Origin of the sequence: Moellerella wisconsensis ATCC 35017 (genome assembly GCF_001294465.1) — a bacterium.
Taxonomy (GTDB): Bacteria; Pseudomonadota; Gammaproteobacteria; order Enterobacterales; family Enterobacteriaceae; genus Moellerella; species Moellerella wisconsensis.
Genome location: NZ_LGAA01000022.1, coordinates 146130 through 162858 on the forward strand (window position 1 = coordinate 146130; position 16729 = coordinate 162858).

15 protein-coding genes and 3 tRNA genes are annotated in these 16729 nt (G+C 35.5%); 8 read left to right on the forward strand and 10 right to left on the reverse strand.

The features are described from left to right. Window positions 1-135 precede the first annotated feature (135 nt). Complete coding sequence (flhA, locus tag M992_RS11690) at window positions 136-2217, reverse strand: flagellar biosynthesis protein FlhA (protein ID WP_053908756.1); 2082 nt, start codon at window positions 2215-2217, stop codon at window positions 136-138. Beyond that, a complete protein-coding gene (gene flhB / locus M992_RS11695; RefSeq protein WP_053908757.1) occupies window positions 2210-3361 on the reverse strand; it encodes a flagellar biosynthesis protein FlhB in 1152 nt (383 codons plus the stop codon). Before flhB ends, flhA begins: the two co-directional genes overlap by 8 nt. Window positions 3362-3724: 363 nt before the next feature. Between flhB and M992_RS11700 the strand changes: the two genes are divergently transcribed. Further along, entirely contained in the window at window positions 3725-4039 is a 315-nt protein-coding gene (locus M992_RS11700; protein ID WP_053908758.1) for a DUF5339 domain-containing protein, read from the forward strand. 104 nt (window positions 4040-4143) lie between these two features. Here the strand turns inward: M992_RS11700 and motB are convergent, their stop codons facing one another. The 8 genes from motB to cspE all read right to left on the reverse strand — a co-directional run bounded on the left by motB (window position 4144) and on the right by cspE (window position 11818). Next, the gene (motB, locus tag M992_RS11705; RefSeq protein ID WP_053908759.1) at window positions 4144-4998 is read right to left on the reverse strand and encodes a flagellar motor protein MotB; all 855 of its coding nucleotides are present in this window, start codon (window positions 4996-4998) and stop codon (window positions 4144-4146) included. A gap of 11 nt (window positions 4999-5009) precedes the next feature. Next, on the reverse strand, window positions 5010-5888 hold the full coding sequence (gene motA, locus M992_RS11710; protein WP_053908760.1) for a flagellar motor stator protein MotA: 879 nt from the start codon (window positions 5886-5888) through the stop codon (window positions 5010-5012). 79 nt (window positions 5889-5967) lie between these two features. Further along, window positions 5968-6549, reverse strand: coding sequence for a flagellar transcriptional regulator FlhC (gene flhC / locus M992_RS11715; RefSeq protein WP_047256567.1), 582 nt, complete (start codon window positions 6547-6549; stop codon window positions 5968-5970). Window position 6550: 1 nt separating this feature from the next. Further along, window positions 6551-6898 carry a flagellar transcriptional regulator FlhD gene (gene flhD, locus M992_RS11720; protein WP_047256566.1) on the reverse strand — a complete coding sequence of 116 codons (348 nt, stop codon included), beginning with the start codon at window positions 6896-6898 and terminating at the stop codon, window positions 6551-6553. Window positions 6899-7262: 364 nt separating this feature from the next. Beyond that, entirely contained in the window at window positions 7263-9974 is a 2712-nt protein-coding gene (mgtA, locus tag M992_RS11725) for a magnesium-translocating P-type ATPase (protein ID WP_053908761.1), read from the reverse strand. 172 nt (window positions 9975-10146) lie between these two features. After that, on the reverse strand, window positions 10147-10845 hold the full coding sequence (locus tag M992_RS11730; RefSeq protein ID WP_053908762.1) for an MgtC family protein: 699 nt from the start codon (window positions 10843-10845) through the stop codon (window positions 10147-10149). A 449-nt stretch (window positions 10846-11294) separates the two neighbouring features. After that, a complete protein-coding gene (gene dsrB, locus M992_RS11735; protein WP_053908763.1) occupies window positions 11295-11495 on the reverse strand; it encodes a protein DsrB in 201 nt (66 codons plus the stop codon). A 110-nt stretch (window positions 11496-11605) separates the two neighbouring features. Then, window positions 11606-11818 (reverse strand): transcription antiterminator/RNA stability regulator CspE, encoded by a 213-nt coding sequence (gene cspE, locus M992_RS11740; protein ID WP_047256815.1) that lies wholly within the window; start codon window positions 11816-11818, stop codon window positions 11606-11608. A 523-nt stretch (window positions 11819-12341) separates the two neighbouring features. Between cspE and M992_RS11745 the strand changes: the two genes are divergently transcribed. From M992_RS11745 to M992_RS11775, 7 genes are all read left to right on the forward strand, one after another. Beyond that, a complete protein-coding gene (locus M992_RS11745; RefSeq protein WP_053908764.1) occupies window positions 12342-12839 on the forward strand; it encodes a YlaC family protein in 498 nt (165 codons plus the stop codon). 142 nt (window positions 12840-12981) lie between these two features. Continuing rightward, a tRNA-Asn gene (locus M992_RS11750) sits at window positions 12982-13057 on the forward strand. A gap of 461 nt (window positions 13058-13518) precedes the next feature. Next, window positions 13519-13594 (forward strand) — tRNA-Asn (locus M992_RS11755). 373 nt (window positions 13595-13967) lie between these two features. Continuing rightward, window positions 13968-14043 (forward strand) — tRNA-Asn (locus M992_RS11760). A gap of 228 nt (window positions 14044-14271) precedes the next feature. Further along, window positions 14272-15324 (forward strand): dihydroorotase, encoded by a 1053-nt coding sequence (gene pyrC, locus M992_RS11765; protein ID WP_053908765.1) that lies wholly within the window; start codon window positions 14272-14274, stop codon window positions 15322-15324. A gap of 274 nt (window positions 15325-15598) precedes the next feature. Continuing rightward, window positions 15599-15853 carry a biofilm formation regulator BssS gene (gene bssS / locus M992_RS11770; protein ID WP_053908766.1) on the forward strand — a complete coding sequence of 85 codons (255 nt, stop codon included), beginning with the start codon at window positions 15599-15601 and terminating at the stop codon, window positions 15851-15853. A gap of 282 nt (window positions 15854-16135) precedes the next feature. Next, the gene (locus tag M992_RS11775; protein ID WP_047256811.1) at window positions 16136-16729 is read left to right on the forward strand and encodes a LuxR C-terminal-related transcriptional regulator; all 594 of its coding nucleotides are present in this window, start codon (window positions 16136-16138) and stop codon (window positions 16727-16729) included.

Genomic DNA, 16729 nt, shown 5'->3' on the forward strand with positions numbered 1-16729 from the left:
GACTAATCTAGCTTACCTTAAAATAAGCTATTTATAGTTAGATCACGACAATAATTATTTAATTATCTATATACTAATTAATAATTTATTTTTAAAACGAAAGTTATTTAGCCATTATCTTAATTTAAATAACTCTCAATTACCGATTTGTGCCGTCACTTGCACTCGACGATCATTCACCAATTCGAGACTCGATAATACCGTTAACTGAGGCAATGTACGGCGTAAAAAACGCGAAAGTAATGATCTCAATGGATGATTAACTACTAATACTGTTGGTAAACCGGCTAATTGCTGCTGTTGCATCGCGGCTAATGCTTGCTGCTCTAAAGTTTCGGCTAATCCCGGTTCAATACTGCTACCGGATTGGAATGCCTGCATTAACATATTTTCAATTCCCTGCCCTAAACCTATTAATTGTAATTCTTTACTATCAGAAAAATACTTCTGAGTAATTGCCCGATTTAATGCAACGCGTACAATCGCCGTTAATTCATTAACATCTTTCTGCTCTGGTGCATATTCCGATAATGTATCAATAATGGTCCGCATATCGCGAATAGGAATTTGCTCATTTAATAAATTTTGCAATACTTTATGGAATAAAGTTAACGAAATAATATCAGGCATAAAATCTTGAGTCAGTTTCGGCAAGGTTTTACTTATCTGCTCAAATAATTGTTGTGCTTCTTGGCGACTAAATAATTCGCTGGCATGTAAATTTAACAGATGATTAAAATGTGTCGCTATTACTGTACTAGCGGCGACCACGGTATAGCCAAAGACTTGTGCTTCCTCTTTTTGAGCTTCATCAATCCACACAGCAGGTAAACCAAATGCGGGTTCTTCCGTTGCTATTCCCTCTAGCTCAGCTTCGGCACCACCGGGATTAATTGCCATCCATTTTCCCGGATAGGATAAACCTCGCCCGACTTCTGCACCTTTAATTAAAATTCGATAACCTTCCGGGCTCAATGACATACTGTCACTAATATGCACAACTGAAGGTAAAAACCCCATTTCTTTGGCGAATTTTTTACGAATACCACCAATTCGATTTAATAATTCGCCGCCTTGGGCTTGATCAACTAAAGATATTAGACGAAAACCAATTTCAAGCGCCAGAGGATCTTCAGGTTGCACATCATCCCAACTGGCTTCTGTTGGCTTATAGGCAGATTCAAGAGTAGGTTGTTCAAAATCATCAGCTTGCGAGGATTGTTGTCCACGTTTAAATAGTCTCCAACCTAAAAAACCAAGTACCGCAGTAAATAGTAAGAAAATAGTATTCGGCATACCCGGGACTAAGCCTAGCATGCCTAAAACGCCAGCAGTAAGCATTAATACTTTAGGATTATCAAATAGTTGGCTTACCATCTGTTCACCAACATCTTGATCTGTCGCAACTCGAGTTACAATGACTCCGGCAGCGGTGGAAATAATCAATGCTGGGATCTGTGCTACTAGGCCATCACCAATGGTCAGCAGAGTATAGGCACTTGCTGCATCGCCCGCCGCCATATCGTGCTGCGCCATACCTATTACTAAGCCACCAATAATATTAATCGCCATAATCAGTAATCCAGCCAGAGCATCACCGCGGACAAATTTACTGGCGCCGTCCATCGAACCATAAAAATCAGATTCTTGGGTTACTTCCTTGCGACGAGTTTTAGCTTCATGTTCATCAATGACTCCGGCATTCAAATCAGCATCAATCGCCATCTGCTTTCCGGGCATTCCATCGAGAACAAAACGTGCACCAACTTCGGCAATACGTCCTGCTCCTTTAGTTATTACCATGAAATTAATCACAATAAGAATAATAAAAACGATGATCCCAATAGCAAAGTTTCCCCCCACCAGAAAAGAAGCAAATGCCTCAACAACTTTTCCCGCTGCACCGCCTCCAGTATGTCCATCCATCAAAATAATCCTAGTAGACGCAATATTTAGAGAGAGGCGCAGTAACGTTGAAAATAATAAAATGGTCGGAAACGCGGCAAATTCCAAGGTGCTTTTAGTAAACATAGCCACTAATAACACCATAATTGACAGCGCTATATTAAAAGTAAAAAAGAAATCTAATAAAATAGGCGGGAGCGGTAAGATCATCATTGATAAAATCAATAAAATAAGTACCGGTCCGGCTAATATTTGCCACCGTTTTTTTGATATTGCGCCAGGTAATGACCATCGCGAGGTCTGGTTAACCATGTGTATTTTTCTCTTCTGCAAAATCCAGTGCGCGAGGCACCGGTAAATTAATAGGCTGCTGAGGTTTTAATCCTCCACGCCGTTTCCAATGTTTTAATTGATATATCCAGGCCAAAACCTCAGCCACTGCGGCATATAACTCTGTTGGGATTACCTGATCAATTTCGCTGTGCCGATATAATGCACGCGCTAAAGACGGTGCTTCTAATACAGGGATCTGATGTTCTGCGGCTCGCTGTTTAATATTTATTGCCATCAGGCCTCGTCCTTTTGCCAGAACTTTTGGCGCTTTCATTTTTTGGCGATCATATTGTAATGCCACCGCATAATGAGTCGGATTGGTCACAATGACATCAGCTTGTGAAATATTTGACATCATACGCCGCCGTGACATTTCCTTTTGTTGTTGACGTAGTCTGGCTTTAATTTGCGGGTCACCCTCGCTCTGTTTATATTCATCTTTTATTTCTTGTTTACTCATCCGTAGTTTTTTCATATGCGTTCTAAATTGGTTATAAACATCAAAACCAATCATCGGGACAGTAATAAAAATAACCATGAATACCATTAAAAGCACCATGCTAAAACCAGATGATAATGCTAATTGCAAAGGTCGAGTAACAAGTTGATTAATCGCTGAGAAATTATAAATAATAATAAAATATAGGGCAGTTAGAACTAAACTAACCTTTAATATATTTTTAAATAATTCAGCCAACATATTTTGGCTAAACATTCGCTTTAATCCTGATAATGGATTTAATTTTTTTAAATCAAATTTAAGCGGTTTTTTAGGTAATGAAATACCGCCATATAATGCAGGTCCAATAAAGGCAATAATCATTAAACCACCTACAATCGGTAATAATCCTTTCATTGTATGTTCTAAACCATGCTTAATTTTTTGCGGTAACAAATCAGAATGAACTAAAATTTCACGTTGAAAAACCAAATTTTCGGCTAATACAATCCATAATTGATCAATGAGATAATCTCCTCCGATCCAAAAAAAAGCACCACCGCTCAACATCATCAAAAAAGAGCTCAGCTCTCGTGAGCGTAAAACTTGCCCGTCATCTCGTGCTTTTTCTTTCCGTTGGGGGGTCGGTTCTTCTGTTTTTTCTACATCACTATTTTCTGACATATCACTATGTTACCGACTAAATTTAACCATTAGGCGTGTAAGGATCACATAAATCAGTTAGATCAAAGACAGGAAAAAATGCATAAAATAGGGTTTATTAGCATCTTCAATTATTGAGAATTAAGAATAAGTTTTGATAACAAAAAATAACATATTAAAGGATTAATTTAGCCTAATGAAAAAATTAAGCCTATTTAATCTCATTTTTTTGTTATTAAAAATAAAAATAGAGAATTTAAATATCGTGCTTTATTTTTCACCTAATAAATAGATGATTTAGGATTTATTAACGTTTCATCCTGTTCATAACACTTATATACTTGATAGAAGTATATAAATAACAGTTTAAAAATAGGATACATTATGAAAAAAGTACTATTAGCTTGTGGTTTAGGTTTATTAGCACTGACCATTACCGCATGTTCAGAAGAAGAAAATAAATCGCAAATTGCGGGCGCAACTGAGACCTGTAATACTTATTTCAATGATGTCGATTTAATGATCTCTAAAGCCTCTGAAGACCCACGGACGAAAGCTCAGCTAGACGCAATGCAAGAACAATTAAATGAAGGTAAAAAACAGATTGCTGCATTACCGAAGGATCAGCAAGATGTAGAATGTCAAAAAGGTATCGATACAATGAAACAATTGAAAGCTGCTATAGAAGGCGCTCAATAAGATATCAGTCAGCGATAATTAATACCCGAAATAGTAAAAAAGAGGAATTAACCTGCAAATTAAACTATTCCGGGTATATTTTTATTTCTGGTTCAATTTTTTGATTAAATAGTATTCTTTTTTTGTATGGCTATTTGTCGCTTTAAAATATGCTCTTCAGTCTCTTTATTTAATACAATAATCGTAATTCTACGGTTTTCCGCAGCCCCACCATCTGCGCTAATAGGTAACGTCGATGCCATACCTATTACCTGTAATATTTTTACATCATCGACGCCAGCCTTAATTAACGCTCGACGCGTAGTATTTGCTCGATCGGCTGAAAGTTCCCAGTTACTGTATAATCCACGTATATTAGAAAAAGGTCGGTTATCCGTATGCCCAGAAATACTTACACGATTAGGATAGCTGTTAATGACCGGAGCAAGTGCATACAACGTTTTCTGCATTTTAATATCTAATGATGCGCTACCAGAAGCAAACATCGGTCTATTTTTACCATCAGTAATTTGGATCTGTAGCCCATCCTCAGTTAACTCAATCAGCAGATTTTGTTTCATCTCTTTTAAGCGCGGATCAATATCAATGATTGACTCTAAATCATTCTGTAATTTATGAAAACGTTCTTCTTCATCATCAGGAACACCTTCGTTATTAGCCCAAAAATCTTCCATCGTTTGATAAAAATCACCTTTAATCTCATTAGGAATAAAATTTTCAGTATCACCCATTTGTTGCCCATCATGGATTGAGGCATTAATTGGTATACGAAAGTATTCGGCTAACATTTTTATTTCTTGCGGGCTAGAAATTGAAATAATCCACATGACAAGAAAAAAAGACATCATTGCGGTCATAAAATCAGCATACGCAATTTTCCACGAGCCTCCATGATGACCACCATGGCCTCCGCGCGATTTCCTTTTTTTTATAATAATTGTTGGTTTATTATTTTTCATCGGTATCAATCTTAAGAATTATTGGCAGAAGAAGAAACTTTTACTTTTCTGACATGCTCTTCTAATTCACTGAATGAAGGTCTATCATCTGAAAATAACGTCTTCCGACCAAACTCCACGGCTATTTGTGGTGCATATCCAGAAAGATAAGACAGCAATGTCACTTTAATACACTCCATCATTTTTATTTGTAAATGACTTTTTTGGCGCACTAAATTAGATAATGGTGATACAAATCCATAAGCTAATAAGATCCCGACAAAGGTTCCAACCATTGCATTACCAATTAGAATACCTAATTCTACCGCGGATTGATCCGCCGAACCTAGCGCATGCACAACGCCCATAACCGCGGCCACAATACCAAATGCTGGTAATGAATCTCCTAACATGGCTAAGCTCGTTGCAGGAATATCACTTTCACGTTCAAACGTATCAATTTCTTCATCCATTAATGCTTCTATTTCATGAACATTCATATTTCCAGTGACAATTAAACGTAAATAATCTAATAAGAATGTCATCAAATTTTGATCATTAAGTAATCGAGGATAATGTGAAAATATTTCACTATTTTTAGGATCATCAATTTCTTTTTCTAATGATATAGCACCAGAAATACGTACTTTAGTCATAACTCTAAATTGTAAAGCCATTAAGTCCATATATAAGGCTTTATTGTAATTAGAATTAGCAATAAGTTTAGGGAGAATTTTGACCGTTGCTTTTATTGCCCGCCCATTATTTGCCACCAAAAAGCCGCCAATACCTGCACCTAAAATAATTAAAAATTCGGCAGGCTGATATAATGCTGCTAAATGTCCGCCGACAAGTGTATATCCGCCAATAACAGCACCAACTACACATAAATAGCCTAAAAATACAAACACATGACATTCCTTATAAAACATAAATGACGGGATAGGCCTGAATTATCGGGAATGCTCATCATTCCTGTACACTGTCTTTTTACATCGTATATTGAGAAGAGAAATTCAGTACCTGTAGATCAACATCGGCAATATTATGCGAATGTTTACGTCTTTTTATCGCTCGTGACGGTGGCTGACATAAACTACAAATAAAGCTATTAATAGGTTGATGCGCATAAGTAACAAAATGCCCTTTACAACAACGGCAAGCTGATAACTGTAATAAATTGCTGTCAATAAAACGAATTAATGTCCATGCACGAGTTAAACCTAAAATAGGTTCTTCACCTTCAACTGCAGGGCATTGTTCCAAATAAAGTTTGAATGATTTGATCACTGCATCAATACCAGTTTCCTTTGCACTATGAGTTAAATAATAATAAATATTATAAAACATCGAGGAATGAATATTATGCTCCCAAGTCATAAACCAATCTGTAGAAAAAGGTAACATTCCTTTTGGTGGCGGATAACCTTTTAATTCTTTGTATAATTTAATCAGCCTTCCACGACTTATTTGTGTTTCACTCTCTAGCATTTGTAATCTAGCACCTAACTTAATTAGATCTATTGCTAAGGTGATATCTTTAGCTTCTTGAACAATACTTTTTACTACCACTTTATGCTCGCTTTTTATTTGCTGTTTTTATTTTCAATAAATCATGATGTAAAGTTGTTGATAATAAAATACCGGTATGAATTTGCTGTAAATCGTCTACTCTTGAATCTTTAGTTAATTTTTCAATTAATTCATTGCTAGCAAATCGTAACTGACAAATAAATTGGTTAGTTTCTGCTAGTTTAATTAATTGACTTAAAGATAAGTTTGATAATGTAGCGGCCATAGTATCTGAAACGCCTAACCTAAACATAGCTGATGATTTTTCATCTTTAATCAATTGTTGTGCTAAAAGTAAATAGGATAAATTCATATCATAAATTTGTTTAAGAAGCTCTGCAGTATTCATTGTTTTTCTCTTATTAAAAAATGGGTTTTTATTTATCAAAAATATTAATTCTCTAATTTAAATTAAATGTCTTTATTATTTTTAAATATAGTAAAACCCCACAATATTAGCTTTATAAATCAATGACTATAGGCTAGTTAATTAAGGGCGGATTTTATATCAAAAATAGTCGTCATTTATTATTAAATCTTATAGATAATTATTTACTATTAAATACTCCATAGATAAAAACAACTCTTTTTTGTATGAAGTATATCGTTAAATGTTTTATTATTATCGATATCTAAAATGTAAAAAAAGAACTTAGCTAAACAATATAATTAAACACAAAAAAAAGCAGCGTAATCGCTGCTTTTTGTGTATTTTACAACCAGGCGTTAAATCGTTTTATATAATAACGTTTCATTAATTGAGCAACTAGACAATAGCTGACTAATGTCAATATTAACCATGGAAAATAACTTAATGGTAAAGGCTGTAAACCAATCAATGGACCAAATGGAGAGAAAGGTAAATATATCCCTAAAGTAACGATTATTATGGTCGTTAATAACACAGGCCATGCAGCAGTACTTTGAATAAAGGGTATTTTTTGAGTTCTCAACATATGTACAACTAATGTTTGAGATAATAATCCTTCAACAAACCAACCTGACTGAAATAATGATTCCCCAGCCAGAGTATTAGCTTGAAAAATATACCACATTAACCCAAACGTTGTAATATCAAAAATAGATGAGGTTGGTCCAATCCATAGCATAAAGCGGCCAATATTTTTAGAATCCCACTTACGTGGACGTTTTAAAAATTCTTTATCCATTTTATCCCATGGTAATGACAATTGAGAAATATCATATAGTAAATTCTGGACTAATAATTGAATAGCTAGCATCGGTAAAAATGGAATAAAGGCACTCGCTATTAATACAGAAAATACATTACCAAAATTTGAACTGGCCGTCATATTGAGATATTTAATAATATTACCGAAAGTTTCCCTTCCTTTAATTACCCCCTGCTCTAATACCATTAAATCTTTTTCTAATAAAATAATATCTGCTGATTCTTTAGCAATATCCGTTGCTGTATCCACTGAAATACCCACATCTGCATCTCTTAATGCAGGAGCATCATTTATTCCATCTCCTAAAAAACCGACAGTATGGCCATTAGCTTGTAATAATTTTAATAATCTCGATTTTTGCAATGGGGTTAATTTACAAAAAACGCTATGTTGCTCGACTTTTTGACTTAATTCCTCATCAGGCATATCTGCTATTTCTGAACCAGTTAGAATAACGCCAACATTAATACCTACATCACTACAAATTTTTTCAGTAATTACTGCATTATCTCCTGTAAAGACTTTTACCATGACTCCATTTTCACGTAGGGCTGCAATTGCAGAAATAGCACTTTCTTTGGCTGGATCAAGAAAAGTTAATATGCCTTGTAATTCAAGATGCTGTTCTGAATTTACCGTAAGCGGTAATTTTATCTCCTCGTTAGACATCGGACGTGTAGCTAATAATAACACTCTAAACCCATCACGATTATAACGATTAACTAATGCCATAATGTCCATCTTAGCTTGTTTATCAAGCATTCGACATTCACCATTCATGGAATAAGTTTGGCAAACGGATAGCATTTCTTCCGCAGCACCTTTACATATTAATAAGTTTTTCCCTTCTCCCGTACTGACGGTAACCGATAATCTGCGACGAATAAAATCAAAAGGTAACTCATCAATTTTATAATATGCTGGCAATAATGCTTCAATATCTTTTTTGCCTCGTCCACGGCGAATAATCGCCTGATCCATCATATTTTTTGTGCCACTTTGATGAAAACTATTTAACCATGCTAGATGTAAAATAGTCTGATTCTCATTGCCTAAGCTGTCGAGATAATGCTCTAATATAATACGATCTTGAGTTAATGTTCCCGTTTTATCGGTACACAATACATCCATAGCTCCAAAATTTTGAATAGCATTCAATCGCTTAACGATGACTTTATGTTTAGACATCGCAATTGCACCTTTAGCCAAGTTTGAACTAACAATCATCGGCAGCATTTCAGGTGTCAACCCAACAGCAACCGCTAATGAAAATAGTGTTGCCTCAAACCAATCGCCTTTAGTAAAACCATTAATTAGCAAAACAATCGGTACCATAATCATCATAAAACGGATTAATAACCAACTTACACTATTAACACCACGATCAAATGACGTTTGTGCTCGAGTTCCAATAATCGATTTAGCCAATGAACCAAAATAAGTATCAGCGCCCGTTGCAACCACGATCCCTCGAGCAGTACCACTAGTTACATTAGTTCCCATCAGACAAATATTTGATAATTCTAGTAATTCAGACTCAGACTGACCATGAGATAGTGGTTCTGTATTTTTAGCTTTGATCTCACCCAAAGTATCATATTTTTCAATCGGGATAGATTCGCCAGTTAAAATAGCTTGGCTAATAAATAAATCTCGAGAATCTATCAGTCGTAGATCAGCAGGGATCATATCTCCTGCAGACAATAGTACGATATCCCCCGGCACTAAGCATTTAATTGGGATTTCTTTACGGATTGATTTACCTGCGTTTTTCTCTCGACGTAATACTGTCGCTGTTGTTCTTACCATGGATTTTAATGCTTCAGCAGCTTTATTGGTCCGATATTCCTGCCAAAAACGCAATAATCCACTGAGGCACACCATAGTTATAATGATAATAACCCCAGTTAAATCAATATCTTCATTACTTAATGAGGGAATATAATAATCAGTAATAAAACTGATAGCAGCTAAGATTATTAGTACATAAATAAATGGATTATTAAATGCCGCTAAAAATTGTTTCCATGCAGGAGGAACCTTTTCATGGGCAACCTCATTTTCGCCAGTCGAAATTAACCGATCAAGTGCATCTGTATCAGTTAAACCCAACAAATTAGTATGATAGTCGTTGAGTGTTTGCTCTAAACTTTTTATCGCTTGCTCTCCCACAATGAATGATCTGCGGGTGCGTTTAGCTGAGCTACGCTCTTTAGCTTTTTTTTCAGTCATAATCTCAAACTCAGGCTTTTACATTATCAACATAATGTAACGTCATTGCTTTACTCTCTGACTGAAAAATAGCTTTAAATATCATCTATAATTCAGTCAGATAGCGCTGTTTATACACCTCGATGGAGGGTGATCGTCCATTTAAATCTCCTGTTAATGGGACAAATAATTTCTATGCAGGAAGCTCCGATGCGATTTTCCAGTTAATCGCACTGACGCTTTTTTCAATACTAATTCGACAAACTAAGGCTTCAATTTCCTTCTGCTCGGCAGGCGTCGCAAGCACTTCAGCTCTCACCTCTAATCGCTCTGGTTGTAACATATCTTTGCTGCTTAATGAACGTAATCGAATATGTAGTCCATTTAAAGCTTGTAATATCAAAGTTCTAACTAAAATTTCATCATTCTGATGGCAAGTAACATGGATCTTGTAACATTGCTCTATATCAATAGCTTGCTGGACTGGTTGTTTATTAATTCGTTGTGCTGCTTCACGTAATAAGATATTGGCGCATAAAATAATTAACGTCGCGGCAGTGGCTAATCCATATTGACTTAAACCACATAGCACACCAATTCCCGCAGAACACCACAGTGTTGCAGCGGTATTCAAACCGCGAATATTCATGCCTTCTCGCATAATTACTCCAGCCCCTAAAAAACCAATTCCGGAAACAACTTGAGCAGCAATACGTCCTGGACTGTCCGGTGAGGTTGTTACTGAACTTAAAATAAATACCGCAGCGCCTGTTGCTACCAGCGCATTAGTACGTAATCCCGCCATACGCTGACGCCATTGGCGCTCAGCCCCAATCAATGCGCCTAAACACATAGCAGCAATAAGATTTAAAATATATGGAGTTAATAACATGACTTTTCCATCCAATAATGGATTAATAATCATGTGCAGCAAAATTGTGCACACAGCAAAAACTAAATAAAATTATTCAGTGGCTATGCGTCAATGCCCGGAGGAAATAAGGTATGGCTGGTATAGATATTGGCGTGGATACTGGTATGGATATAGCACAGCATAACAATCGTCCCATAAAACTTTACTGCAAATAAACCAATAGCAGATAAGCTCCATCATTAGAGATAGAATATATATTTTAGGGAGTACTTACTGGGATTCAGAAAGGTACTGCCCGCCGAGTGGCAAGCAGTTAAATCAATAGAGAATTACTGGCTTGCCTTAAAAATAAGCTGTTATATGACAACTCTGACTGTCCAAGTATTATTCTCCAAAACAAAATTTCTTGAAGTATATGAGCGGATTTAGCATAAGTAAAGCTAAAAATCGTCGATAGACACTAATTTTTATTCAACTTCATTATCAATTGGCGTAACAAAAATGCCCTCTTTGCCTTCTTTTTCATTAAAAAACCAAATGCCACCGGGATAATCAGGTAACGAAACTAAATACATATTACCTTCACTAAACGGCTCTATCAGCAGTATGGTGCCTTGGCGAATATGTTCTCCATCGCTTTTAACGTAAACACGATCATTAATTTTCATTGTTGGCTTACCCCTGAGAAAAATTTATAAACTAAATTATATTCTAGCCATAACGAAAAAGCCCGTCACTAAAAAGTGACGGGCTTTAGAAATTAGTATCGAAGCAGAGCTTAGATAGCAGTTACGTTAGCAGCTGCTGGGCCTTTAGCGCCATTTTCAATTGAAAATTCAACTTGCTGGCCTTCTGCCAGAGTTTTAAAACCATTGGTTTGAATGGCAGAGAAGTGGACGAATACGTCTTTGCTACCATCAGCTGGAGTGATGAAACCGAAGCCTTTAGACTCGTTGAACCACTTAACTTGACCTTTCATTTTGTCAGACATTTGACTTTTCCTATATAACATCAAAAAAACTTGCCGTTTGGCATAGATACTGGCCAGAGTCGACTATTTAATCGAAAAAACACTAAGAAGGAAGCGGTCAAAAGCTATCAAGGATAACATTTATACAACACACTAAACTCAGTAATCGTACATCAAATAGGACTGTTTTTCAGGCCGTAACTTATTAACTCACGAGTGAAGAATAATAGCAACTACTTTTATTATTAATATTAAAAAAAAATGAATAACTTTAACCTTAGTCACTTTTATAAACATTCTTATATAAAAAACATCTTATTCTATATTCGGTTGCAATAAACTAATCATCATATTAGCTTCTATTATCTATCGTTTTCTGCCGTACATTCATCATACTTCTAAATAAGTATGACTGAGGAAAAAGCAATCAACATAATACAATCGAGTACAATAAAAATTGCAACTGATATATAACAATTTATAAACCTCATGATATCCTGATTACATATAAACACATTGCGCTATAAAGAATGGGTAAAATATTATGGATAGCATACAAACAATCTTAACCGACGAACTAAATAATATAAATAACAAAGAACATCGTACCGGGAAGCCTTACTTTAATAGCCAGTTTATCGTTAATCACCCTATTCTCTGCTTAGGTATGCTATTAGCTTATATACCTTTAGCATTTTTGATTTTATATGCACCTTATTTTGGACTGTCATGGCTAATTGGCTTTACGGTACTGTTTATCCTACTGGCAGGTATTCTATTGTTTGATATTAAACCAATTTATCGTTTTGAAGATATCGGCGTGTTAGATTTACGCGTCTGCTATAATGGCGAGTGGTTTGTTGATGAAATAATTTCTGCTAGCTGCTTGGATAAAATCCTTTCTTCTTCTGAAGTTAATCCTCAGATGAAACAAGAAATAATTCGTTTACAGGCTTTAAAGGGAGGATTATCTTTTTATGATATCTATCATATCGCCTATCCCGAAATCTCAACACCAGAAGCTCACGTATCCATGGTGTAAAAATCACCAATTTTCAATGAAATAGAATAAAAGTTAACCACAATGGACACTGTATAGCCAGTTAAAAAAAATAGTTATTTTTATCGTTGACAGCAATCATCGAACTCGTTAATATTCGCCTCGTTCTTAGGAACACAGTAATTCCTCCATAGTTCAGTTGGTAGAACGGCGGACTGTTAATCCGTATGTCACTGGTTCGAGTCCAGTTGGAGGAGCCAGATTTAGAAAAGCCCGCTTTATGCGGGCTTTTTGCAATTTATTATTGTATTAGATACATTTCTAGCCATAGTCATTGCCCCAATACTAGCCAATAATTTCCTCTTTCAGCCTAAGCCAATCATATCTATCCGACATCAGTAAGACTATTCCCTGTAATCTGGAAACCGTTATTTAAATTCAATATAACTTCGCAAATAGTACGAACATGAGATTAAATTCAATGATCTTATTCTCTGGTTGTTTTTAACTTATATATGTTGCTGGCAAATATTGAATGATCTACTTATCAAAAAATAGTGATAATATTTATTGAGTGTTTTTTGCACTAACCTCATGGAAAATACACAAAAAATCATCTTTTTGAACATTGATTAGCCAGTCGGCATTTTTTTGTATTTTAATGCTTTACAAGCCAAGCGATGATCGTTAATATTCGCCTCGTTCTCAGGAACACAGTAATTCCTCCATAGTTCAGTTGGTAGAACGGCGGACTGTTAATCCGTATGTCACTGGTTCGAGTCCAGTTGGAGGAGCCAGATTTAGAAAAGCCCGCTTTATGCGGGCTTTTTGCTATTTGTCGTTTAGCCTAATAGCTATTTGTACTAACGGCACCGTACTAACTTTAACTGTATTTTTTTATAACTTTTGAAACATAGATTTATGTCATTAATTTTAAAACTAACCATATCGTATATTCTCCCATAAATTAGCTGGGTATTTTAGCATTGCTATCTAACTTAACCAGCTAATAAAAATATCTGCCGCTTTTTACCTGTCCTTAGCTAATTGATTAATTTTGGTCAAACAACAATCAATAAGAACAGAAAACCATCAAACACACTTTTTTTTCTTTTTCTCCTTTGACTTTCCATTCTGAGAACGTTAATATCCTTCTCGCTTTGAAGCAATTCCTCCATAGTTCAGTTGGTAGAACGGCGGACTGTTAATCCGTATGTCACTGGTTCGAGTCCAGTTGGAGGAGCCACTTCAAACGCATCATTATATTTTCTTCATTAAAACTCTCTAATCTAACGTACCTTAATTACTACTTTCACTGTAAATATTCCAATAATATACTAATTCTATATTTTCATTGATCACATTATTCTTTATAAAGAATAATAGCTATTTTAGTTATTTCAATTTATCATCCTATCCCGGCCTGAGCACCCTGCTCACCTATAATTATTGTTCTGATAATGGAGCCGGTTCTATGACTATCCCTGCAATGACTTTAACCATCCGCCGTCCTGACGATTGGCATGTACACTTTCGTGATGATGAGATGCTCAAAACAGTGGTTCCTTATACCAGTCAATTTTTTGGCAGAGCAATTGTGATGCCTAATTTGGCATCTCCCATCACCACAATTCAGGCAGCCAAAGAATACCGCGCACGTATTCTACAAGCCGTGCCTCAAGGTCAAAATTTTACGCCATTGATGACCTGTTACCTCACTGATAATACCGATCCACAGGAGCTAATTGACGGTTTCACGCAAGGCGTGTTTACGGCTTGCAAACTTTACCCAGCCAATGCCACCACTAATTCTACTCATGGTGTGTCTGATATTAAAAGGATTTATCCCGCACTAGCTGCGATGGAAAAAATAGGCATGCCACTCTTAGTGCACGGTGAAGTCACCGCAAGCCATATTGATATTTTTGATCGCGAAGCATTATTTATTGAACAGGTCATGGAACCCGTCAGAAAGCAGTTTCCACAGCTTAAAATTGTGTTTGAACATATCACGACTAAAGAAGCTGCGGAATATGTGCTGGCAGGAGATAAATATATTGCCGCTACATTAACGCCACAGCATCTGATGTTTAATCGTAACCATATGCTAGTAGGCGGAATTCGTCCTCATCTATTCTGCTTACCTATCCTTAAGCGTAATATCCATCAAGAAGCTTTACGTAATGCTGTTACCAGTGGTTGTGATCGATTTTTCTTAGGTACCGATACTGCACCTCATCTTAAACACCGTAAAGAGTCTTCTTGTGGTTGTGCTGGCGTTTTTAATGCACCTACAGCACTGGCTGCTTATGCGACTGTGTTCGAAGAAATGAATGCACTTAATCATTTTGAAGCATTCTGTTCACTCAATGGCCCTAAATTTTATAACCTTCCAATCAATGATGGTCGAGTTAAATTAGAAAAAAAATCCACCATTGCGGTAGAATCTATTCAATGCGGTGATGACCAACTGATCCCGTTCCTGGCTGCCGAAGATATTCACTGGACAATCAGCAACGTAGAGTAATTATTTGACTGCCGGCGATCGATTTATCTATCGTCGGTAAACTCCTGTATTACCGTGTTCATTTCCGAACACTGTTTAATTTCCAGCTATTCTACTATCGCTTTTGCTCTCCTAATTTTACTGTCCTAATCTAGGGTTCCCCTTAAAAGATAAAATTTTTCTCTTTTCTATTATTGAAATCTCTCTATACTGGTATCACTTATTGTTATAAGTGCCTCGCTCTTAGTCAGTTCACGATATTAATAATTATCACGTAGTATGATTAGGAGGTTTTATGGATAGAAAAGATGATGTTATTCAAACTCATCCTGTTGTTGGTTGGGATATCAGTACCGTAGACACCTATAATGCTATGATGTTACGTTTACACTATCTTTCAGGTCATACTGAAGCCGCAGAGAATGCGACTATTGATAAAACAATGTGGCTTACTACCGATGTAGCAAAACAACTTATTCATATTTTGCAGGCTGGAATCGATAAGATAGAATCCAGTGAATATAATGAGTTAGATCATAAAAAGCACTAGCGAAAATAATGGGTATTCAAGTGATGAATACCCATTACAATTAATTGCAATATAATTAATAACACTAGTTATATTCGTTCCCTCACTAAAAATCATTAAATTTACAGACTACCTTTTTCTGCTTAGCCAGATTAAATACTAAAACATCAATGAATTAATTGTATAGAATTAAATTAATTTAAAACACATAGAAATAATAAATCATATATTTGTCTTTATTTAGTTGACAGTAATATCAAATTCCATTTATTGTAATCTCCATTAAAGGACAAGGATGTTCAAATGAAGATATTAATCATTGATGAGTGTTATTACACACGTCTTGGTATTACCGAATATTTATCAAAAAATGACTCTCTTAAATTTGTGAGCGTCAACAACATTACTGATGCAACGGCATATGTAGAGAATGACAATCCTACAATTATCTTGGTAAATTTAACTTATTATTGTCATCATTCAGATTTTTGCCCACGGTTGCAATCTTTATTTAAGGTGGCTCAAAATACGCGTTTTTATATTTATATTGACGCCCCTTATCCTTTTACTGATAAACCAGTGTTATTAAAAGATAACTTTTTCTTAATGTCTAAAAATATTATTGAAAAAACGCTGGATAAACTGATTTTTGATTCGTCTCAAATAGAACATATTACTCAGTTAACCCATGAGTTAAATTCATCAGTATTTAGTTATCAAGAACAGTGTATAATTAATAGCTGGATGAATGAGATCCCTAATCATGTTATTTCTAAACGATTAGGTATTAGTAATAGTACCGTTTATTCTCATAAAAGACATATCACAGCAAAAGTATTTGTTAAAAATAGAATCGAATTATTTTTTATTTATAATATATTTAAATATTTATATTAA

Bases quoted from the DNA above. Each gene is read 5' to 3' on its own strand.
- flhA (WP_053908756.1), bottom strand. From the start codon at position 2,217: ATGGTTAACCAGACCTCGCGATGGTCATTACCTGGCGCAATATCAAAA.
- flhB (WP_053908757.1), bottom strand. From the start codon at position 3,361: ATGTCAGAAAATAGTGATGTAGAAAAAACAGAAGAACCGACCCCCCAA.
- M992_RS11700 (WP_053908758.1), top strand. From the start codon at position 3,725: ATGAAAAAAGTACTATTAGCTTGTGGTTTAGGTTTATTAGCACTGACC.
- motB (WP_053908759.1), bottom strand. From the start codon at position 4,998: ATGAAAAATAATAAACCAACAATTATTATAAAAAAAAGGAAATCGCGC.
- flhD (WP_047256566.1), bottom strand. From the start codon at position 6,898: ATGAATACTGCAGAGCTTCTTAAACAAATTTATGATATGAATTTATCC.
- mgtA (WP_053908761.1), bottom strand. From the start codon at position 9,974: ATGACTGAAAAAAAAGCTAAAGAGCGTAGCTCAGCTAAACGCACCCGC.
- M992_RS11730 (WP_053908762.1), bottom strand. From the start codon at position 10,845: ATGTTATTAACTCCATATATTTTAAATCTTATTGCTGCTATGTGTTTA.
- dsrB (WP_053908763.1), bottom strand. From the start codon at position 11,495: ATGAAAATTAATGATCGTGTTTACGTTAAAAGCGATGGAGAACATATT.
- cspE (WP_047256815.1), bottom strand. From the start codon at position 11,818: ATGTCTGACAAAATGAAAGGTCAAGTTAAGTGGTTCAACGAGTCTAAA.
- M992_RS11745 (WP_053908764.1), top strand. From the start codon at position 12,342: ATGGATAGCATACAAACAATCTTAACCGACGAACTAAATAATATAAAT.
- pyrC (WP_053908765.1), top strand. From the start codon at position 14,272: ATGACTATCCCTGCAATGACTTTAACCATCCGCCGTCCTGACGATTGG.
- bssS (WP_053908766.1), top strand. From the start codon at position 15,599: ATGGATAGAAAAGATGATGTTATTCAAACTCATCCTGTTGTTGGTTGG.
- M992_RS11775 (WP_047256811.1), top strand. From the start codon at position 16,136: ATGAAGATATTAATCATTGATGAGTGTTATTACACACGTCTTGGTATT.